The 19,464-nt window shown below is 62.2% G+C and carries 17 protein-coding genes and 1 pseudogene; 12 read left to right on the forward strand and 6 right to left on the reverse strand.

Translation table 11 applies throughout. The annotated features are described in order from the left end of the window. Positions 1–12: 12 nt before the first annotated feature. From ACQ7C1_RS22220 to ACQ7C1_RS22230, 3 genes are read left to right on the forward strand one after another with little or no spacing between them, the layout of a single operon-like run. Positions 13–429, forward strand: coding sequence for an acyl-CoA thioesterase (locus tag ACQ7C1_RS22220; protein ID WP_430959801.1), 417 nt, complete (start codon positions 13–15; stop codon positions 427–429). Between the two features lie 3 nt (positions 430–432). Continuing rightward, positions 433–1,950: a class I adenylate-forming enzyme family protein gene (locus tag ACQ7C1_RS22225; protein ID WP_430959802.1), complete on the forward strand. Its 1,518-nt coding sequence runs from the start codon at positions 433–435 to the stop codon at positions 1,948–1,950. Continuing rightward, a complete protein-coding gene (locus tag ACQ7C1_RS22230; protein WP_430959803.1) occupies positions 1,928–3,127 on the forward strand; it encodes a thiolase family protein in 1,200 nt (399 codons plus the stop codon). The genes ACQ7C1_RS22225 and ACQ7C1_RS22230 overlap by 23 nt, the downstream gene beginning before the upstream one ends. Before the next feature lie 157 nt (positions 3,128–3,284). On the opposite strand, the gene ACQ7C1_RS22235 is transcribed toward ACQ7C1_RS22230, so the two are convergent. Then, positions 3,285–3,677 (reverse strand): IS110 family transposase, encoded by a 393-nt coding sequence (locus tag ACQ7C1_RS22235; RefSeq protein ID WP_430959804.1) that lies wholly within the window; start codon positions 3,675–3,677, stop codon positions 3,285–3,287. A 475-nt stretch (positions 3,678–4,152) separates the two neighbouring features. Here ACQ7C1_RS22235 and ACQ7C1_RS22240 point away from each other — a divergent pair, with 475 nt between their 5' ends. After that, positions 4,153–4,917: an SDR family oxidoreductase gene (locus tag ACQ7C1_RS22240; protein WP_430959805.1), complete on the forward strand. Its 765-nt coding sequence runs from the start codon at positions 4,153–4,155 to the stop codon at positions 4,915–4,917. A gap of 50 nt (positions 4,918–4,967) precedes the next feature. Further along, complete coding sequence (locus tag ACQ7C1_RS22245) at positions 4,968–5,381, forward strand: cupin domain-containing protein (protein WP_221128163.1); 414 nt, start codon at positions 4,968–4,970, stop codon at positions 5,379–5,381. Positions 5,382–5,431: 50 nt separating this feature from the next. Here ACQ7C1_RS22245 and ACQ7C1_RS22250 read toward each other — a convergent pair whose 3' ends face one another. From ACQ7C1_RS22250 to ACQ7C1_RS22260, 3 genes are all read right to left on the reverse strand, one after another. Continuing rightward, positions 5,432–6,715, reverse strand: coding sequence for a cystathionine gamma-synthase family protein (locus ACQ7C1_RS22250; protein WP_430959806.1), 1,284 nt, complete (start codon positions 6,713–6,715; stop codon positions 5,432–5,434). Positions 6,716–6,851: 136 nt separating this feature from the next. Further along, positions 6,852–7,931, reverse strand: coding sequence for a YihY/virulence factor BrkB family protein (locus ACQ7C1_RS22255; protein WP_430959807.1), 1,080 nt, complete (start codon positions 7,929–7,931; stop codon positions 6,852–6,854). Between the two features lie 305 nt (positions 7,932–8,236). Next, the gene (locus ACQ7C1_RS22260) at positions 8,237–9,979 is read right to left on the reverse strand and encodes an adenylate/guanylate cyclase domain-containing protein (protein ID WP_221113661.1); all 1,743 of its coding nucleotides are present in this window, start codon (positions 9,977–9,979) and stop codon (positions 8,237–8,239) included. An 854-nt stretch (positions 9,980–10,833) separates the two neighbouring features. On the opposite strand from ACQ7C1_RS22260, the gene ACQ7C1_RS22265 reads away from it, so the two are divergent. The 3 genes and pseudogenes from ACQ7C1_RS22265 (at position 10,834) to ACQ7C1_RS22275 (ending at position 12,928) form a co-directional block, all read left to right on the forward strand. Then, positions 10,834–11,274, forward strand: coding sequence for a GFA family protein (locus ACQ7C1_RS22265; RefSeq protein ID WP_183704983.1), 441 nt, complete (start codon positions 10,834–10,836; stop codon positions 11,272–11,274). 139 nt (positions 11,275–11,413) lie between these two features. Beyond that, positions 11,414–11,693: pseudogene (locus ACQ7C1_RS22270) on the forward strand (transposase); the annotation flags it as partial. A 623-nt stretch (positions 11,694–12,316) separates the two neighbouring features. After that, positions 12,317–12,928 (forward strand): AAA family ATPase, encoded by a 612-nt coding sequence (locus ACQ7C1_RS22275; RefSeq protein WP_430959808.1) that lies wholly within the window; start codon positions 12,317–12,319, stop codon positions 12,926–12,928. A gap of 20 nt (positions 12,929–12,948) precedes the next feature. Here the strand turns inward: ACQ7C1_RS22275 and ACQ7C1_RS22280 are convergent, their stop codons facing one another. Together ACQ7C1_RS22280 and ACQ7C1_RS22285 are read right to left on the reverse strand one after the other, a co-directional pair. After that, the gene (locus tag ACQ7C1_RS22280) at positions 12,949–13,887 is read right to left on the reverse strand and encodes a sugar kinase (RefSeq protein WP_183704981.1); all 939 of its coding nucleotides are present in this window, start codon (positions 13,885–13,887) and stop codon (positions 12,949–12,951) included. Next, positions 13,874–14,908: an SPFH domain-containing protein gene (locus ACQ7C1_RS22285; protein WP_183704980.1), complete on the reverse strand. Its 1,035-nt coding sequence runs from the start codon at positions 14,906–14,908 to the stop codon at positions 13,874–13,876. Before ACQ7C1_RS22285 ends, ACQ7C1_RS22280 begins: the two co-directional genes overlap by 14 nt. Before the next feature lie 127 nt (positions 14,909–15,035). Here ACQ7C1_RS22285 and ACQ7C1_RS22290 point away from each other — a divergent pair, with 127 nt between their 5' ends. The 4 genes from ACQ7C1_RS22290 to ACQ7C1_RS22305 all read left to right on the forward strand — a co-directional run bounded on the left by ACQ7C1_RS22290 (position 15,036) and on the right by ACQ7C1_RS22305 (position 19,436). Then, positions 15,036–15,731, forward strand: coding sequence for an NUDIX hydrolase (locus tag ACQ7C1_RS22290; protein WP_430959809.1), 696 nt, complete (start codon positions 15,036–15,038; stop codon positions 15,729–15,731). 228 nt (positions 15,732–15,959) lie between these two features. After that, complete coding sequence (locus tag ACQ7C1_RS22295; RefSeq protein ID WP_085781329.1) at positions 15,960–16,280, forward strand: hypothetical protein; 321 nt, start codon at positions 15,960–15,962, stop codon at positions 16,278–16,280. 218 nt (positions 16,281–16,498) lie between these two features. Next, on the forward strand, positions 16,499–18,352 hold the full coding sequence (locus ACQ7C1_RS22300) for an ABC transporter ATP-binding protein (RefSeq protein WP_430959810.1): 1,854 nt from the start codon (positions 16,499–16,501) through the stop codon (positions 18,350–18,352). 79 nt (positions 18,353–18,431) lie between these two features. Beyond that, complete coding sequence (locus ACQ7C1_RS22305; RefSeq protein ID WP_430959811.1) at positions 18,432–19,436, forward strand: LacI family DNA-binding transcriptional regulator; 1,005 nt, start codon at positions 18,432–18,434, stop codon at positions 19,434–19,436. The last annotated feature ends 28 nt before the right edge of the window (positions 19,437–19,464 follow it).

Consider the following 19,464-nt stretch of genomic DNA (forward strand, 5'->3'; position numbering starts at 1 on the left):
TTCGGTGATCGAATGAGCGTTGACGACAGGCCTTTAGCATCGTTCCGGGTCTCGATGCGAGACATCGACATCTATGGCCATGTCCACAACTCGGTTTATCTCGATTATTGCGAGGATGCGGTCGTCGAGTTCCTGCGCCGCCGGGAGATCCTCAGTCACTTCCGCCACACTACTTCGGGTGTGGCCTATCACGTCAAGAAGGCGGAGATCACCTTTCACAGCCCGATCGACGTCGACGATGTCGTCGAGGCGAAGGTCAAGGTCGAGAAGATCGGGCGGTCGAGCCTCTCCTTTACGATCGAGCTCTATCGCCAGGGCGACGGCGCCCATTGCGCCTCGGCCGGCCTCGTCTGGGTCTGCGTCGGCCTTTCCGACAGCCGCCCGACGCCGATCCCCGAGGCGACGAGAGCCGCCTTGTCGCAGGGCTGACCCATGCCGATCCACGCGGAGCTTCTTCGACACGCCACAGAGAGACCGGACAAGCCGGCAGTCGTGATCGACGGTGGCTCCCTGAGCTATGGCGAAGTCTATAGCCGCGCCGGCGCGATCTACCGGTTCATCCAGGCGCTTCCGCTCTCGAACCACCGTTCATTCGATCTGCCCGGCGTCGAGAAGCTCGTGGCGGTCAGCCTCGGCAATCACATCGGCTTTGCCGAGTATTTCATTGCTGCCACCGCGCTGCCGAATGCCTGCGCTGTCATCGATCCGATGATGCAGGAGGCAACGATCGAGCGCATCGTCGAGCGCCTGGCGCCTGACGCGCTTGTCGTCGATGATGCTGCCAGCGCAAGCGCCGAGATCGGCCGCCGGCTCGGTGTTCCCGTGATCGTCGCCGGCGCGGAGCCCTTTGACCTCGCCGCGAGGGGAGACGACATGCCCGTCGATGCCGAGGGGATCTTCCTGATCGGCTTCACCTCGGGCACGACAGCCGAACCGAAGGCCTATTACCGGTCGCGCGAACAGTGGCGCCGAAGCCTCGATCGGGGGCGTCTCGTGTTCGAACTCCAGGACGCGCCCTCGACCCTGTGCCCGGGAGCGCTGGCGCATGGGCTCGCGCTTTACGCACTCGTCGAAGCGCTCGATGCCGGAGCAACCTTCCATTCGATCGGGAAATGGGATGCCGGCGCGGTCGCGCGCATTCTCTCCTCAAAAAAGATAGAGCGGCTGGTTGCCGTGCCCACCCATATAGCGGGCATCGCCCGGGCATGGAGTGAGCCGATGGAATCCTTACGCGAGGTGCTGACCGCCGGCGCCAAGCTGAACCTCAACGAAGTCCAATCCATGCGCCGACTTTTTCCGAAGGCGCGCATCCGGGAATATTGCGGCGCCTCCGAGATCGGTTTCATGACCGTTTCGACGCTCGTTGGCGGCGCGACCGATTTTCCGATCGACCGGGTCGGGCGAGCCTATCCCGGCGTCGAGATCTCCATTCGCGACCCGGAGGAAAACGATGTCGGCACCGATGTGCCGGGCACCATCTTCGTCAACAGCGACCTGATTGCCGACGGCTATCTCTGGGGCGACGACGGCCAGGCATTCCGGGTCACTCCGGCGGGCGCGACGGTCGGTGATCTCGGCGAGATCGATGCAAATGGCATGCTGCGGGTGATCGGCCGGGCAGGGGGCATGATGATATCGGGCGGCAACAACGTCTATCCCGCCGAAGTCGAGAGCGCGCTGAAAACCTGCCGCGGCGTCGAAGATGCCGTCGTCTTCGGGCGGCCGGACCCCTATTACGGCCAAAGCATCGTTGCCGTCGTCTCGGGGAAGGCGATGGATGCGAAAATGCTTGCCGAGCATTGCGCAGGCAGGCTTGCAAGGTTCAAGATCCCCAGGCAGTTCTACCATATCGCCTCCTGGCCGATGACGAGCAGCGGCAAGATATCCAGGGGGCAGGTAGAGGCATCGGTGATCTCGGGAGACGGTCTTGTCCTACGCCTATCAGCCTGACAAGGATTGGCAGCCGGTCGTGGTCGCCGCCTACCGCACGCCGATCGGCCGGGCCTTCGGCTCGCTGTCGACGGTTGCAGCCGAAGACCTGCTTACCCCCATCATCCGCCGGATCGTCGCAGAAACAGGCGTTGCGCCCGATGCCATCGACGACGTGCTGGTCGGCAATGCCGCCGGCGGCGGCGGCAATATCGGCCGGCTGGCCGCCCTCCATGCCGGCCTGCCCATGGCCGTTCCCGGTGTTGCGATCGACCGGCAATGCGGTTCCGGCCTCGAAGCGATCATCATGGCCGCCCGGCTGATCCAGGCGAAGGCCGGTTCGTGTTTCCTTGCCGGCGGCGTCGAAAGCGTCAGCACTGCGCCGTGGCGCGTGGAACGACCGAAGACGAATGGCGCCGTGCCGCGCTTTTACGGGCGGGCGCGGTTTTCGCCTGAGGCGATCGGCGATCCCGAGATGGGCATCGCCGCCGAAAATGTTGCGCGCAAATTTGACATCTCGCGCCGGCTTCAGGATGAGTTCGCCCTACGCAGTCACCGGCTCGCCGTCGCAGCGGCCGAAGCAGGCCGCTTCCGGCCGGAGATCGTCGAGATCGCCACCGCCAGCGGCCCCGTAACGCGAGACGAATGTCCGCGCCCGACGACCTCGCTCGAGGCGCTCGCAAAGCTGGAACCCGTTTTCCTGGCGAATGGCTCGGTGACGGCAGGCAATGCTTGCCCTGTGAACGACGGCGCCTGTCTGGTGCTCGCAATGAGCCGTGGCATGGCAAAGAGCCTCGGCATCGAAAAGGGCCTGGCCTTCATCGACAGCGCCGCCGCCGGCGTCGACCCCAACCTGCTCGGCATCGGCCCGGTCGCCTCGACGGACAAGCTTCTGCAGCGCCAGCCTCACCTGTCGCTTTCCGCGATCGACGCCATCGAATTCAACGAGGCTTTCGCGGCGCAGGTTCTGGCGTCGCTCGATCAGCTGGATCTATCAGCCGACGCTGTCAACAAGGAGGGCGGCGCCCTGGCGCTCGGTCACCCCTTCGGCGCCTCCGGCGCGATCCTCGTGACCCGGCTCTACAGCCAGCTCATCCGCGGGGATGGTCGGAGGCCCGCCGCCACCGGTCTCGCCATGATCGGCATCGGCGGCGGCATAGGACTGACGGCGCTGTTCGAGGCAGTCAGGCTTTCCTGAGAGAAAGGCAAGTCTGCCCGGTTCGGACTGAAGCTACCCCTCACCCTAACCCTCTCCCCGTAAAAACGGGGAGAGGGGACGTGCCATACGAGAGGTCGGTGAGGAACCGAGACGTTGCGGCATGTCCCTGCTCCCCGCGCACGGGGAGCAATCATGTTTAATTTTTGCTGGTATCGTGGCGTCCATCGTCTTTCGAGAGAGCATGGAACTGCTCGAGACTTGCCGTGAAGAGCGCAATCAGTGCGGCATCGAGCCGATCGTTCTTGGCCCGCTTGAGCCGGCTTTTGGCGAAGAAGCGCAATTGCGCCGGCTGCAGACGCGCCGCTGGCCGCTTTCCGGCCCGCAGATGCGCCAGCAGCCGCCATTCATAGCCGCCAGAGGCTTCGAAGCCGATGCGGCTGACGTCATGCTCTTGAAGAAAGGCATCAAGCGCCTTCAGGCCAGCGGTGTCGTACGTGACCCTCAGCCTTGCCTTACCGGGATGGAGGGCAATGTCGAGATGGCTTTTGCCGACATCGATTCCGGCACAAATCATGCTATTATCGGTCATCTTCGTCGTCCCTGTCTTGGATACGAACCCCAAGGTTCCTGCAACCACACGGGCCAGATGAAGAGCCGGTTGCGATCCTGCTCCCCACAGCCCCAAACGGCTAAGAAGGTGACGATCCGACAACCAGCTGCCGGGCGGGCGGCCACCCGCCCGGCAGGCAGTATCCTACATTTTGCGCATCCAAGAAGGTGGCGGCAGCCGGATGAGGGGCGACACCAGCGCACCGCCCTCCATTTCCGCAAGACAATTCGATCACAGGCCTAGCCGCCCTACTGCCTTGGCATAGGTCGACAGCGACCGAGAGAGAATGGTTCGAACCCGCGATCCGGCGCATTCTGCTGGCGATCAGTTCCGGCCAATGAAGCCGCCTGGCCTCGTGAAGTACGCGGTTTCGGGACTCCGAGCAGTTCCTGCTCGCCTTCATTCAGCAATGCAGATCAACAGAGGATATTCCTCGTAAACAAGGGAGATTACCATGAAGATCATCGTTATCGGCGGGACCGGCCTCATAGGCTCGAAGACGGTGGAAAGGTTGCGCAAGAAGGGACACGACGTTTTGCCGGCCTCACCGAATTCGGGCGTCGACACGATCACCGGCAAAGGCGTCGCCGAAGCGCTTGCCGGGGCGCAGGTGGTACTCGACCTCGCCAACTCGCCTTCTTTTGAAGACCAGGCCGTGCTGGAATTCTTCCAGACCTCGGGCCGCAACCTGCTCAAGGCCGGGGCTGCGGCCGGCGTGAGACATCACATCGCGCTGTCGATCGTCGGCATGGAGCGGCTGCAGGGCAGCGGTTACATGCGGGCCAAGATGGCGCAGGAAGAGCTGATCAAGAGCTCCGGCATTCCCTATACCATCGTGCACTCCACCCAGTTCCATGAATTTATCGCCGGCATCGCCCAGGCGAACACAGTCGGCCAGACCGTGCATCTGTCGCCGGCCTATCTGCAGCCGATCGCCTCGGACGATGTCGCCGACGTCATGGCCGAGGTGGCGCTCGCAGCACCCGTGAACGGCACGATCGAAATCGGTGGCCCGGAAAAGATCCGCCTGACCGATATCGTGACACGGCTCTTCAAGGCGACGCACGATCCGCGCCAAGTGACGGCCGATCCGCACGCCCGCTATTTCGGCGTCGAGCTCGATGACACTTCGCTCGTCGCCGGCGCTAATGCGCGGCTCGGCAAGATTCGCTTCGACGACTGGCTGCGCCAGCAGCCGCCCCAGAAAAAAAGCGCGTGACGGCGAAGCGTCGCCTGTCGACCTATTCCCATCATCGGAGCAGACCAGACATGCTTAGGAAAATAATCTCGGCGGCGGCCTTTGCGCTTGTCCTTGCCGCCGGCACTCAGGCTGACGCCGCTGGCGGCAAAGCCAAGGTGACCCTCGTCTTTGACCAGAAGCTGCCCAATGTTCCCGGCAAGAGCATGAAGGCCGTGCTGGTGGAATATGAACCGGGGGGCCAGTCGCCCGGCCATACGCACCCGAAGTCGGCCTTCATCTACGCCACCGTTCTCGAAGGAGCGATCACTAGCAAGGTGAATGACGGGCCGGAGAAGACCTACAAGGCCGGCGAGAGCTTTCCCGAATTTCCCGGCGATCATCACGCCGTCAGCAAGAATGCCAGCAAGACAAAACCGGCGCGCCTGCTTGCGGTGTTCGTGCTCAATACCGACGAGACGGACCTGACGACAGACGACAAGTAACCTCAACCTCGATGCCCGGCGCCGCCGGGCATCGATTCCGTGCGCCGCGTTCAAACAGCCTGCAGCGCCAGCTCCAGATCGGCGATCAGATCATCCGGATGCTCGATGCCGATCGACAGCCGGATTGTCGATTCCAAGACGCCAATGCGCTCCCTGACATCGGCCGGCACGCCGGAATGCGTCATGGCGGCGGGGTGGCTTGCGAGCGACTCCGTGCCACCGAGGCTGACGGCGAGCTTAAAGACCTGCAGCGCGTTCAGGAATTTGAAGGAGGCCGGCTGGCCGCCGCGGATATCGAAGGAGAAGGTCGAGCCAGCGCCGGTGCATTGCGCGGCGAAGGTGCGGCCCGACGGCGAATCCGGATCGTGGTAGGGGAGATAATGAACCGTCTCGACCTTCGGATGATCCCGCAGGAAATCGGCCACCGCTCGCGCATTGCTGTTCGCCCGCTCCATGCGCAGCTGCAGTGTTTCGAGCGACTGGCCGAGCATCCAGCAGGAATGCGGATCGAGCTGCGTGCCGATCGCGCCGCGCAGCGCCTTGACCTGCTTGATGACAGCCTTGCGCCCGAGGACTGCGCCGGCGATCAGATCGGAATGGCCGCCGACATATTTGGTCAGCGAATAAAGCGAGATATCGGCGCCATGCTCGATCGGCCGCTGGAAGACCGGCCCGAGCAGGGTATTGTCGCAGACGACGACCGGTACATGCCCCTGCCTTGCGCCGATTGCATCGGCCACGCGCCGGATCATCGCAACGTCCACCAGGCTGTTGGTCGGGTTGGCGGGCGTCTCGATCAGGATCACGGACACGCGACCCTTGCCGACCGCCTCATCCGCCGCCTTCTGCACCGATGCCTCGCTGACGCCATCGGCAAAGCCGACGGCGGCGACGCCGAAATTGAGGAAGGTTTTCGCCAGTAAGGTTTCCGTGCCGCCATAGAGCGGCTGCGAATGCAGGATCGCATCCCCCGGCCGGACGAAGGCGAATAGAGTGGTGGCGATCGCCGCCATGCCGGAAGAGAAGAGCGCACCGCTTTCCGTCCGCTCGTAAACGGCGAGCCTGTCTTCCACGATCTCGCTGTTCGGATGATTGAAGCGCGAATAGACGAGGCCGGCGCCCTTGCCGGCCGGCGGCTCGCGACGGCCGGAGACATAATCGAAGAAATCGCGGCCATCCTCAGCGGAATTGAAGACGAAGGTGGAGGTCAGAAACACCGGCGGCTTGACCGCCCCTTCCGAAAGTTCGGGATCGTAGCCGTAGTTCAGCATCTGCGTTTCGGGATGCAGGGCATGATTGCCGATATGAGTTTTGGAAGGATGCGGGGCGGTCATGATCGTCTCCTCTGTCGAACCTGCCGAAGGACAGGATACATCAAATCGGAGAGCAGTCATCGAGACTGCTCGATTAAGAGTGGCGCATGATGTCGTGCTAAAACCGCTCACCCTTTTCGGCCTCGTGCCGAGACGCTCAGCTCGCGATCTCGCCCAGAGTATCGGCGACATAGGCGCCGCGCGCACCCATCGGCAGCGGATGGCCCGTCGTCGTGTCCCGCGCCGTCTGATGCTCAAGCTCGGCATTGAGCTCCGCGCCGACGATGAGAATGACAACGGAAAGCCAGATCCAGATGAGAAAGCCGATCAACGCGCCAAGGGTGCCGTAGGTCGCGTTGTAATTGGCGAAATGCTCGAGATAGAAGGAGAAGCCAAGCGACATGGCGGCCCAGGCGAGCGCAGTCAGCCCCGCGCCCCATGTCATCCACCGGATCCTGGCGGGCTCGCGGCTCGGGCCGAAACGGTAGACGAAGGTCACGGCCACCGCGGCCACGAAGAGAAGCAGCGGCCATCTCAAGAGAAGCGCCATCTGCTCCTGAAACTGGTCGAGCCAGAGATAGGAGAGCACGACAGGCATCACGCCCACGAGCGCCACCATGACGACCGCAAAAACCATCGCGCAGAGGGTAAAGCAGAGCCCGATCAGATTGAGCCGCACCAGGCTGCGCTTCTCCCTCTCCTCATAGGCGACGTTCATTGCGTCGAAGATCGCCAGCGTGCCGCTATGCGTGCTCCACAGTGCAATGCCAAGACCGACGAAAAAGGTAATGCCGAGCGTGCTCTCGCGGTTTTCGACCAGCGCCTTGATCTGATCGGCAAGAAGATCGAAGGCCCCGGGCGGCAGAAGCACGGCAAGCTCGCGAAGATGTTCGGAGATGGTGATGGGATCCGCCACCAGGCCATAAAGCGAGACCAAGGCTGCCAAGGCCGGAAACAGTGCCAGGAGCAGATAGAAGGTCACGCCCGCCGCAATGAGGGTGACCCGGTCGTCGAGGACCTCATGGAAGACGCGCCAGAACACATCGCGAAGGCCGCTCATCGGAATGGCCTCGGGTGTCGCCGCGCTGCGCCCGTGATCGTCACCAGACCAGGCGACTGCCGCCGGCGGCGCCAGCGAGCTGCGCTGCCTTGCCTGCATAAACACGATCGCCCCGACGGCGGCGGCGACCATCGCCGTAGCGAGGGGATATCTCTTGAGGTGGAGCGCATCAGCCATTACCCTATCCTCCGAATTGCTTCGTGGATAACGCCGGGTGCGGCTAAAGGATGCAAGCCGTTGCTTTCCTCCGGAGATTTCGAGTGAGGGGAGGGCGCCGCTGCCGCTCCAAGCGCCGCAAGGCAGGAACTGCCTCGGCTTAGAAGTCTATGATTCTACGTTGATAATTTCTCGTACGGAAGCCAAATCGACCATTGCTTTCGTTACTTCGGTAAAGCCATGGTTCATGCACTTTCGCGGGCGTGGCATCCTGCGGCGCCAGAAGAGCAAATTCGCGCCCGTAAACCACTGGATGGAAGGCAATTCTATTCCGGCAGGCCAGCCTTGCGCAACGCCAACGCCAGCCCATTCATTAGCTGAGGCCGCACCACGTCCATCCGGACAAACTCGCCTATCGTCCAGCCAGGCGCGACCTGCAGGAGGCGCCCGGCAGCGGCTCGAGCGGCCTCCAGCCGATCGAGATTGGCATAACTTGCCACTAGGCTGGCATGAAGGATGCTAAAACCGGGGTTCACCTGGATGCCGAGAGCTGAATACTTTACCGCGTCCTCGAACTGCGAGGTAAACAGGCTGACCCAAGCCAATGCGAGATAGGAATGGTAGTTCATTGGATCGAGTGGGCTTAGCCGAAGCGCCTTGAATGCATGGTCGCGTGAGTGGTCGTAAGTTTCGTTGAACATGTGGACCATCGCGCTTAATCCGTAAGCGAGCGACGAATTGCCGTCCAGCATCAGTGCCCTGTCAAGCGCGTTGATCGAGCGCTCGTAACCGTGGGTTATCGTGGCATGGACGAAAGCTCCGAGGCAAAGCGCCTGCGGATCGTCCCGGCCGGTCGCGAGTGCCGCGTGCGCGTGTCTGAGGGCAGCGGCTCTATCCTCGGGATGGAAGCCGCCGCGCAGGAAACGCTGCTCGTATCCCCAGGCGGCATAGCCATGTGCGCAGGCGTAGTCGGGATCAAGACGCAAGGCCTCTCTCAGCAACCGCAGGGCTTCATCGGACTCCGCCGGCGTGTTGGCATAACTGTGCGGCAACGCGCGGAGAAAAAAATCATAGGCATCCAGGCTGCCTGGCCGTTTGCGGCGCGCGCGCTCGACCTCCGCCCGCCGGATCGTCGGCTCAAGTGTACCAACGATCCGCTCGGTCAACTGATCCTGCAGATCGAAAATGTCCTCCGCTGCGCCCTCAAACCTGTCGGCCCAGATATGGGTTGCGTCCCGCCCTTCGATCAGTTGCGCAGTGATGCGCAACCGGTTCGCTGAGCGCCGGATACTGCCTTCCAGCACATAGCGGACACCAAGTTCTCTGGCGATCTGCCTGACGTCGATGGCCTTATGTTTGTATGCGAAGGTGGAGTTTCGCGCGATGACGAACAGGCTCGGAATTTTGGAAAGATTGGTGATGACATCCTCGACCAGTCCATCCGCAAAATACTCCTGTTCTGGATCGCCGCTCATGTTCTCAAAGGCCAACACGGCTATCGACGGCCTATTCGGCAGGACAGGTGGCCTCGCCAATCGCGTCTCCGGTGAAGTCCCTTCCTGCACGAGGCGATGCACCGTGATCGGCTCGGTGATATTCTTGACCTGCTGCTCCCCCATCGATTCAAATCCGAAGGCAAGTGTCTTCTCGACCTCCCGCACGACTTTGCCGGAGATGCAGATGCCACCGGGATCAGCGAGTTGCTGCAGACGCGCCGACACATTGACGCCTTCTCCATAGCGGTCATCGCCGTCGACTATGACTTCACCGAGATTGAGCCCAATCCTCAGCTCCAGCCGCTCGTTTTGCGGCACCTTCGCATTGCGCTCGTTCAGCGCGCGCTGCACCGACACCGCGCATTCCACAGCATCCACGGCGCTGCCGAACTCGGCGAGCAAGCCGTCGCCCATGAGCTTGAAGATGCAGCCGCGTCGCTTGGTGATTTCTGGTTCGATCAGCGCTTTGCGCATCGCGGTGAGACGCTCGAACGTGCCCGTCTCGTCCCGCTCCATCAGCGCCGAGTACCCGACGACGTCGGCCGCTAAGATAGCCGCGAGCTTCCTGTCCATCTACCCCCTCACATGAAGCCATGCCGAACATTAACATAGAAGCGGAAAGCCACCTAGCAGCCTTCCCGGCAGCAGCAGCAAATGCCGGCAAGATGAAGCATCACCACATCCGTTGTCCGCGGACAACCGATCCAGGAGATGCCTGCCGACCATGCCGAAAGAAGATCTTACAGAACCTGCGCGGACAGAAAGCCGTTGACCCGCCGCTGCAAAAGAGCAAACCGGCGGCAACGGCAGCCACGACGCCAACTGGCCTCATGTGGCGACAACCAGGCGGCCATCGTTCGCGGCTGATCATAGATCGCCGCCCCCGGTTGTCCGCGGACAACGACGCAAGAGATCATCTGCGCGATATCGCTGGTAGACATCGGCTTGAATTCGCCGCATTGCGGCACTACCTCGTGACGAGCCGAAGCGCTGCCCTCCTAGCTGCTTTGGCCCGATAGACAGCACTCCTCCTCCCATGCTGTCGGTCACTATCGAAGCCCGGCGCACTCTCCCGCGCCGGGCTTCTGTCAGATCGATATCACACCCCCACGCCGTTCGAAGCCCTCATAGGGCACCGCAGGGTCACGCCCTCGTGGCGCCGACACCTCCAACGCCTCTCGTCGACCGCGGCACTCACCAACGGACGTCAGCCACGGCATCCTCCGCCAACCCTCATGCTGAGGTGCGCAGCCGGCAGGGCGGAGCCTCGAAGCACTCGCAGCAACGCCGCTCCTTTCGACGCGACTCGCACCCACGCCCCTTGAAGTGCTCTTGAGCGCCGGCGCGGTAACCTCCTACACTTCTCATGGGACGCAGCGCTCTAACCGACCACGAACAAGATCAGCAAAAAGCAACCGAGGTGACGGATGAACAAGCTTGCGCAATGCCATTGCGGATCACTCCGCGCAAAGACATCAGGCGATCCGCTCATGGTGAGCATCTGCCACTGCCGCGATTGCCAGCGCAGAACCGGCGCCGTGGCCGGCAGCGGCGCGATCTTCGCGAAGGCGGAGGTGATGATCGAGGGGGATCGCAGGATCTTCGAGCGGGACGCCGCGCAGGGGCGCAAGGTGCGATTCCATTTCTGCCCGAACTGCGGCACGTCCCTATACTGGGAAGGCGATTTCAATCCCGACCTCTACATCGTCGCCGTTGGCGCGTTCGCCGACCCGGCATTTCCACCGCCCCTGGTTTCCGTCTACGAGGAGTCCAGGCACGATTGGTTTCAGCTTCCCGATGGGGTGAAGCGCGCGCAACGCGGCCTGGTTTCGGCAGCGGCTGCGGACAAGGAGCAGGGCAGCGGCTAGCGGCCTTGATGGCCGGACGCCATGAGGGCGGCTCCTCTTCGGCAGCCCGTGCGGAGCGTGCGGCAACACCGCTCCTTGTCATTTGACACCTGCGCACCCGCGCCGACCTTCGAGGCCCTTACGGGCACCTCAGGGTGAGGCTCTCTTGGGCGTCGCGCCGGTCGCCCACGACAGCGGCACCTGGCGTGGCCAGCGCCACATCGCCGGCGGCCGCGCCACCGTCCGCTGCGTCCTATACATGGCAACGCTCTCGGCCATTCGCTGCAGTCCGGCCATCAAGGCCTTCCACAAACGACTGCGCGCTGCCGGCAAACCACCCAAGGTCGCGCTCGTCGCCGCCATGCGGAAATTCATCGTCAATCAACACTATCATCAAAAGACGAACCCCATGGAGCGAACCGCAACAACACGGTCGCTGAGGCGCGTAGGCCGAAGGACCGTAGCCTCGAAGGACACGCCGCAGCGCCGCTCCTTACATCAATCAACGTGGCGCGCCCGCTCCTCTCCGGGGCAACAGTCGATATCCCGACGCATTTTTGATCAGCAGCCGCCGCTCAGCTTCATCCCTGCGAAAGCTCGTCGTCTCCGCTCAAAAGTGACAGCAACTACATGTCGTGAGAAGCCAGCAGAAAGTAAAGGAACTAAACCTCAATATTACTTCCATTTCTGGATCAATACCAAACAAATCATGGCACTAGCCCCCTATACCGTTGCAAACTCCAGCCGCTTAGCCGGCGTCACCACCCTGGTGTCCCGGCATTAAATTTGGGAAAATTCGCTTCGATGCCATCTCTGAAGATGATGCCGCGTTCAGGCATCTCGGAAAACGATGGCGAGCGGCTGATCCCCGGGAGACGATGGCGGTTACCAACATGGTAGGCATGTGATGAGCCTTTGAGACGACCAAAGGAGCGACGGCTTTTCGAAGCCGCGCTACGATTTATGATCTTATGAGCCCGACCAAATCGGTCACCGCCTCTTAATCGTCGATTGCAGTGACTGAGAGGTTCGAGAAGTCAGCTGTGAATAAGGAAGACAGCCCATGAAACTATTTATTCTTCTCTTGGGCTTTCCCGGCGTCGGAAAGCTGACGATCGCGAGAGAACTAAGCCCGCTCCTGACTGCAAAGGTCATTGACAATCATTGGTTCAACAACCCGATACTGCGTCTGCTCGACGACGACGGATTGACGCCTCTCCCGAATGGAGTATGGGCATATACCGCAAGAGTCCGGCAAGCCGTCCTAGATGCGATTGTCGCTTATGGCCCTCCTTCGGCGAATTTCATTTTCACGCATGCCGGCATAGAAGGTGATGAACGTAGCAATCGCACCTTTCAGCAGATTGCTGGCGCGGCCCAACAACGCGGGGCGGTGCTGGTGCCCGTGAGATTGCTCTGCGACGAGGAAGAGTTGGCGCGTCGCGTGACCACACCGGCGCGTCGCGAGCGGTTAAAGTCCGTTGACGTACAGGCTGCCAGGGAGAAAAGCAGACGAGCCCAGGTCCTCCACCCCCAACACCCGTTTACGCTGAATTTGGATGTCACTTCGAAGACGGCGGAAGCAAGCGCAGCAGCGATTTACGATTATATCTTAAAGGTAACAGCCGGCGATCTCGGTTCGCTCCAGGACACCGGTGTCATTACCCTACCATAACCATCCGAACCTCAGCTTCCTCACACCACCAGCATCCCCTGCCGCTCAGCCAGCGTCACCTCCGCCCGCGTGCCGGCGTTGAACTCCAGAAAATCCGCCTCGATGCCGTCGCTGAAGATGACGCCGTGTTCCGGCATTTCGGAGACGATGGTGAGCGGCTGGTCCTGAGAGACGATGCCGGCGACGATGGTGGTGCCCGTGGTGCGGCTGGGGAAGGGTTCGCGTACGAAGTAACGCAGGTAATCCGCATCCCAGGCGAAGGACATGTCGATCGTCCGGTTGGCGGGTTCGAGGCCGAGCGCGCTTGCGGCTCCGAGCCACCCGGAGTAGAGGCTCTTCAGCCAGCCGGTCGAGCCCATGCCTGTCGAGACGATGATGCCGCTGGAGGACTGGCGTTCCTCGCGCTCCTCTGCGTGAAGGATATAGCGCGCCGAGACGTGGCTTTGCGGCCCGATGAAAAGGTCGTTGACGGCGTGGATGACGGCGCCGGTGTTGAGCGTCGCCTTGGCCATGCTGACGTGTTTGATCGGCCGCTTGTTCTTCAGCGCCTCGCCGATCACTCTCGGAAGGCTCTTCGGGTTGAAAGGCAGCAGCAGGCCGTCCCAGCGCCTGGGATCGGGGTTGACCCCGAGCACCGGCTGCCCGTCGAGATATTTCAGCGTATTGGCGACCAGGCCATCCTGGCCGAGCACCACGACAACATCGTCGGGAGCGAAGACGAAGCTCGCGAGGTAGCGGCGGTCGAGGCGCTGGACGCGGGCGACGGCGCGCAGGCTTGCTTCCACCTCTGATATAGCCGTTTCGTATCGCTTCTTCTCCGCGAGGTAGTCGCTGAAGTCGGCGCCGAGATGTTCGACATAGAACTGCGCTTGCTGCACCGTGTTGAACCGGGCGATGAGTTCGTCGAGCCGGGTCGGCCTGACGACAAGGATGATCTTGCGCTCGTCAGAGACCGGCACGGTCCTTGCCCTCCTGCGGCTGCAAGATCTCCCTGAGAAGATCGGGCGAGACATTCAGCTGGCCGATCTTCGTCGCATTGTCGGCAAGGTCGCGGAAGGCGAGCGCCATCAGCTGGCCCGGCTGCATACCGACCGAGGCGAGTGCCTGCAGCACTTTCGGATCGGCCTCTTCGAAGGATTTCATCATCGCCGTCAGCGCATAGGCCTGCGCGTCGGCCTCGGCCCGGGCATTGGTCGCCGCCAGCGTCACCAGCTCGCGGTTCTGCTCTTCGAGCGCGATCTTGCCGGCCATTTCTTCCCGGCGGATTTGCAGCTGCCGTTCCTGCACGGCGCGTTCGGCCTCCATCTGGGCTTCGCGCACCTGCCGCCTCTTGTTCTCCAGGGTAATCTCGGTGGCGATCTCGTTTTCCTTGATCATCCGCTCCTGCTCGATCGCCGCGTTGCGCCTGCTATAGATGGCCTCGTCGGCCTGCCGCAGCAGGGCTTCACGGGCATGTGCTTCCAGCGCCTTTGATGTCTCGGCCTTCGGCATCACGGCAAGCAGCGACAGGCCGAGAATCTCCAAGCCGAGCGCTTCGATCGTCGGATGCACCTTGAGCGCCTCGGCCACGCGGGCGACGAGCGCCTCGCCCGAAGCAAGAACCTCCTTCAGCGACAGCGTCTGCACCTCGGCGCGCATCGCCACCTGAACGCGGTCGATCACGCGGGTCGAAAGCTTCTGCGGATCCTCCGAGACATAGTGGCCCCTGCGGTCGAGGGTGAAATTCAAAAGCGCCGCCGTGCGGCGCGGCTCGGCGATGCGGTAGGTGATCTGCCCCTGCACCGTCACTTCCTGGAAGTCTGATGTCACCAGAGGAAAGATGAAAGGATCGTTGACGCTGGCCGTCGGCACGAGCACGAGAGAGCTCGAAGGCGAGAAATGCCAGAAGGCAAGGCCGGCGCCCTCGCGGACGGCCTTGCCGTTCTGATATTGGATGACGTATTGCGTGGGTTCCGTCTTGATGAAGCGCAGTCCGAACATATCCGTTTTCCTGTTCTTGGCGCGAGCCCCTCGCTCGTGTTGAAAAAGAGAAACATGACTTAGTGACAAATGTTAACTAACTTAGTTGAAGATTTACACTAAGGCTCACACCTGCTATGTTCCCATCATGACGACACACGATAATGACGCCTTCAAACCAATCGCCACCGTCGATCTCGCCATCTTCTCGCTGTCGCCGGCGGGCCTCTCCGTGCTTCTGGTGCGACGCGCGAACGCGCCCTTCACTGGCGACTGGGCCCTGCCTGGCGGCTGGATCCATATCGACGAGGATGCGGATCTGGAGGCCGCGGCGCGGCGGGTTCTGAAGGAAAAGACCGGCGTCGAAACACCCTATCTCGAACAGCTGCAAACCACGGGGAACCGCGATCGAGACCCGAGGGGCTGGAGCATCAGCATCGTCTATATCGCGCTGCTTCCGGCCGACGACGTCGCCGAACGGCAGGATGCGCTGGCCGAGGAGGCCGAATGGCGGCCGATAGAAGGCGACGGCGTCGGCTTGTCCCTTGCCTTCGACCATGCGTCCCTCCTCAAGGAGGCGCTCGGCCGCATCCGCAGCAAGGTCGAATATTCGAGCCTGCCCGGCCATCTGCTACCGGCCCGCTTTACACTCAGCGAGCTGCAATCGGTCTATGAAACCCTTCTCGGCCGCAAGCTGGACAAATCGGCTTTCCGAAAGCGCATGGCGGAGGCCGATTTCCTGGAGCCGGTCGAAGGCGAGATGCGCCGGGCGAGCAACCGGCCCGCCCAGATGTTCCGCTTGAAGGACGCCCAGTCGCTGGTGCTGTTCGACCGAAGGATCTGAGCCGTCCGCGCCCAGCGAGGCGCCAGATTAGGCATTCAGACGCTGCCGCTTCTGCTGGTCGAAGAAATCAACCCGTGGAGCGGTCTGCCGCTCATCCTCCCGCTTGCTGCCTGCAATCCGGGTCGCAGGCCTATCGATGCATTTGTCTTCCACGGAAGCGGAACAATGATCTGCCGGCGAGGTTGTGAATAGGCCTAGCATGCAAAGATCCCCAAGGAGGACAATAGAATGCGTATGAAACTCGTAGCAGCTTCACTTTTCGCTCTCGGCATGGCCACGTCGGCTTTCGCCCAGTCCAACCCGGCACCGGCCGGCGCCACGATCGACAAGAACCAGGCCGATCAGGGCGGCGGCGCCACGACCGACACGAAGGCCAAGAAGCCGATGGCCACTGACACCACCACGACCGGCTCAACGACCAGCGGCACGATGAAAATGGACAAGACCAAGTGCCCGAACCCGGTCAACAACTCCGCCAATCTCCAGACACAGGGCGGCACGAGCAACGCCACGCCGATGGACGAAGCCTGCGCAGCGCATAACAACTGAGCGACTTGCCTGCTCAATGAACCCCGCTTCGGCGGGGTTCATTCCGAGGGAAGGCATATCTGCCACCCTTCCACCGCTCACTTTATCCATTTCCACAGCCTCCCGTTTCCAGACATTCAGCAAAATTCTAGTTGAGATTGCAGGCGCGAGATGGTCCTATCGTACCTGCGAAGCCCTGAGTCCGCGCTCTCCTTCCGATATTTGAACCCGAGCGGCCCATGTCGATTTCAGATGCGATCTATCGTCCTTTCGAAACCCTGATCCGGCCGCTGGACATACCCTACCGGCCGCTGCCGTCGAAAGGGCCGGTGACGGTGCTCCTGCATTTCATCGGCATGTTTCGTGGCGTGCTGATTGCGCTGGCGCTTTGCTCCATGGTGTTCGAGGTGATCAACCTGACGATTGTCTGGGGGCTTTCGGTCATCGTTGACGGTGTGACTGAACTGGGTGCTGCCGCCTTCCTGCAGAGTGAATGGCGGCTGCTGACCGTTCTCGGCCTCCTGATCTTTCCCGTAATGCCGATCGTGTCCTTCATGCTCAACACGCTGAACTCGCACACATTGGGCATAGCAATGCCGGCCGCCATCCAGTGGCAGGGGCACAAGGCGGTGGAGCGGCAGGATCTCGCCTTCTTCCACGATGTCTATGCCGGCCAGGTTTCCTCGCGGCTGCAGCAGGTCTCGTCCGCCGTTCAGCAGCAGATCCTCGCCGCTTTCCAGTCCATTCCGCGCTTCCTGATGCAGCTGGTGGGCTCGGTTATCCTGCTGAGCGCGCTTGCCTGGCAGCTTGCGCTGCCGGTCGTCGTCTGGATCGTGCTCAACGTCGCCTTCACCGCCAAGATCGTGCCCGTCTTCGTCGAGCGCTCGCGCCGCACCGCCAAGCAGCGCAGCCTGGTCGCCGGCGCCATCACCGATCTCTATACCAACATGCAGATGATCAAGCAGTTTGCGGCCGAAGACAGCGAGGCGGGCGCCATCCGCCGCATCATCGGCAAGGCGGTGCAGACGCAGCACAGCGAACAGCGCATCTACCGCTCGTCGGAAGTGACCGTCGTCATTTTCAATACGCTCTTGTGGCTGAGCATGCTGGCGATCGGATTTTCCGGCCTCGTCAAAGGCTTCCTCACGGTCGGCGAGTTCGTCGGGGCGATCTATATCCTCCACCGGCTGTCGTCGCAGATCTTCGTCTTCCTGCAGATGGGCCAGCAGATCTTCCAGGCGATCGGCACGATCAAGGACGCCATGCCTGTCATGACGACGCCGCCCACAATCATCGACCGGCCGGATGCGACCAATCTCACGGTGCGACAAGGCGAAATCCGCTTCGAAAGCGTCCGCTTCGCCTACAAGTCCGGCAAACCCGTCATCGACAATCTGTCGCTGACGATCCGGCCAGGCGAGAAGGTCGGTCTCGTCGGTCTGTCAGGCGCCGGCAAGACGACGCTCGCAAACCTGCTCCTGCGCTTCTACGACATCAACGAGGGCGCGATCCTGATCGATGCGCAGGATATCCGCGCGGTCACCCAAACGAGCCTTCGCCGGGCGATCGGCGTCATCGCCCAGGATGTCGCGCTGCTGCATCGCTCGGTCGGCGACAATATCCGTTACGGCCGGCCGGAGGCGACGCGGGAAGAGATCGAGCGGGTGGCGAAGATGGCGAGCGCCGATGCCTTCATCGCCGATCTTGCCGACAGCGAAGGCCGCAAGGGCTACGATGCCTTCGTCGGCGATCGCGGCATCAAACTGTCGGGCGGCCAGCGCCAGCGCGTCGCAATCGCCCGCGTGCTCCTGAAGGACGCGCCGATCCTGGTCCTCGACGAGGCGACCTCGGCCCTCGACAGCGAATCCGAAGCCGCTATCCAGGACCGGTTGAACCTCGTCATGGAGGGAAAGACGGTGATCGCCATCGCCCACCGCCTGTCGACGATCGCCAGAATGGACCGCATTGTCGTTCTCGATCACGGCCGCATCGTTGAAGAGGGCAGGGCGGAGGAACTGGTCGGGCAGGACGGCCTGTTTTCCCGCCTGTGGAAACGCCAGACCGGCGGCTTCATCCCCGAGGAGATCGATTGAGCGGTGCGTCAGCTGCCCGGCTTGACTCATTCAAGGCCGACGGGTACAAGTTGGGTAATCGATAACCCACGGCGAACCTGTGACCGCTTCACTCAACGACATAGCCGCCCGCGCAGGCGTTTCCGTCAAGACCGTGTCAGGCGCTCTGCATGGCGGTTCGGCGCGCATGTCGGAGGAAACGCGCCAGCGGATCAAGGGGATCGCCGAGGAACTCGGCTACGTCACCAACTTCGCCGCTCGCAGCATGCGGCAGGGCTGGATGCCGCTTGTCGGCCTCGTCGCCGATGACCTGATTACCTCGCCTTTCGCGACCGAGATCATCAGGGGGCTCGACGGCGCCGTGCGTGCTTCCGACATGGCCGTCTTCGCCATGACGCTCGGGGGCCATCGCAGCGTGGGATCGATCCTCGATGAGATGCGGCGCTTTCGCCCGCGCGCGATTGCCTACGCGGCCATGTATCACAAAAGCGTCGACCTGCCGGCCGAGTTTGCCGACACGGTCGGCGTCATGATCAACTGCCGGGATGCCAATGACCGCGTGACGTCCCTGGTGCCGGACGAGACGGGAGCGGCGATCGAAATCACGCAGTACCTGATCGAGGCAGGCCGTCGCAATATCGCCTTCATCAACCTGCCCGGCATTCTCGCTGGCGAACTGCGCGAACTCGGTTTTCGCCAGGCGCTCGATCATGCCGGCATCAACGGAGCCGGCGCCGTGGTCTTGCCGGCCGTCGGCAAGGCTGTTTACAGCGACCGGGCGCCTAGCTTCGTGGCAACGCATGTGCATGAGCTGATGAAAGGTCCCCGGCCACCCGATGCCATCCTGTGCGGCAATGACCGCGTGGCGATGGAGGTCTATGCCGCACTGCGCCGCTCGGGCGCGACCATTCCCGATGACGTTGCCGTTGCAAGCTTCGACAACCAGGTCGAGATCGCCTCGCGTCTCGATCCACCGCTCACCACCATGGCGCTGCCGCACCGCGCCATGGGCCGCCAGGCCGCGCACATCCTGCTTGCCGAAGACCGGCCTCCGGTCGGGGTGCAGAAACTACCGTTCCAGTTGGTGGAACGGGCATCCGTGTAAATTGAGGAAGGCCCATTCAATTGAGGAG

The organism is Rhizobium sp. Nf11,1 (genome assembly GCF_050587665.1).
Classification (GTDB): Bacteria; Pseudomonadota; Alphaproteobacteria; order Rhizobiales; family Rhizobiaceae; genus Rhizobium.

Excerpts from the sequence above, each read along its gene's own strand:
- ACQ7C1_RS22220 (WP_430959801.1), top strand. The coding sequence starts at position 13 with ATGAGCGTTGACGACAGGCCTTTAGCATCGTTCCGGGTCTCGATGCGA.
- ACQ7C1_RS22225 (WP_430959802.1), top strand. The coding sequence starts at position 433 with ATGCCGATCCACGCGGAGCTTCTTCGACACGCCACAGAGAGACCGGAC.
- ACQ7C1_RS22235 (WP_430959804.1), bottom strand. The coding sequence starts at position 3,677 with ATGACCGATAATAGCATGATTTGTGCCGGAATCGATGTCGGCAAAAGC.
- ACQ7C1_RS22240 (WP_430959805.1), top strand. The coding sequence starts at position 4,153 with ATGAAGATCATCGTTATCGGCGGGACCGGCCTCATAGGCTCGAAGACG.
- ACQ7C1_RS22245 (WP_221128163.1), top strand. The coding sequence starts at position 4,968 with ATGCTTAGGAAAATAATCTCGGCGGCGGCCTTTGCGCTTGTCCTTGCC.
- ACQ7C1_RS22250 (WP_430959806.1), bottom strand. The coding sequence starts at position 6,715 with ATGACCGCCCCGCATCCTTCCAAAACTCATATCGGCAATCATGCCCTG.
- ACQ7C1_RS22255 (WP_430959807.1), bottom strand. The coding sequence starts at position 7,931 with ATGGCTGATGCGCTCCACCTCAAGAGATATCCCCTCGCTACGGCGATG.
- ACQ7C1_RS22260 (WP_221113661.1), bottom strand. The coding sequence starts at position 9,979 with ATGGACAGGAAGCTCGCGGCTATCTTAGCGGCCGACGTCGTCGGGTAC.
- ACQ7C1_RS22265 (WP_183704983.1), top strand. The coding sequence starts at position 10,834 with ATGAACAAGCTTGCGCAATGCCATTGCGGATCACTCCGCGCAAAGACA.
- ACQ7C1_RS22275 (WP_430959808.1), top strand. The coding sequence starts at position 12,317 with ATGAAACTATTTATTCTTCTCTTGGGCTTTCCCGGCGTCGGAAAGCTG.
- ACQ7C1_RS22285 (WP_183704980.1), bottom strand. The coding sequence starts at position 14,908 with ATGTTCGGACTGCGCTTCATCAAGACGGAACCCACGCAATACGTCATC.
- ACQ7C1_RS22290 (WP_430959809.1), top strand. The coding sequence starts at position 15,036 with ATGACGACACACGATAATGACGCCTTCAAACCAATCGCCACCGTCGAT.
- ACQ7C1_RS22295 (WP_085781329.1), top strand. The coding sequence starts at position 15,960 with ATGCGTATGAAACTCGTAGCAGCTTCACTTTTCGCTCTCGGCATGGCC.
- ACQ7C1_RS22300 (WP_430959810.1), top strand. The coding sequence starts at position 16,499 with ATGTCGATTTCAGATGCGATCTATCGTCCTTTCGAAACCCTGATCCGG.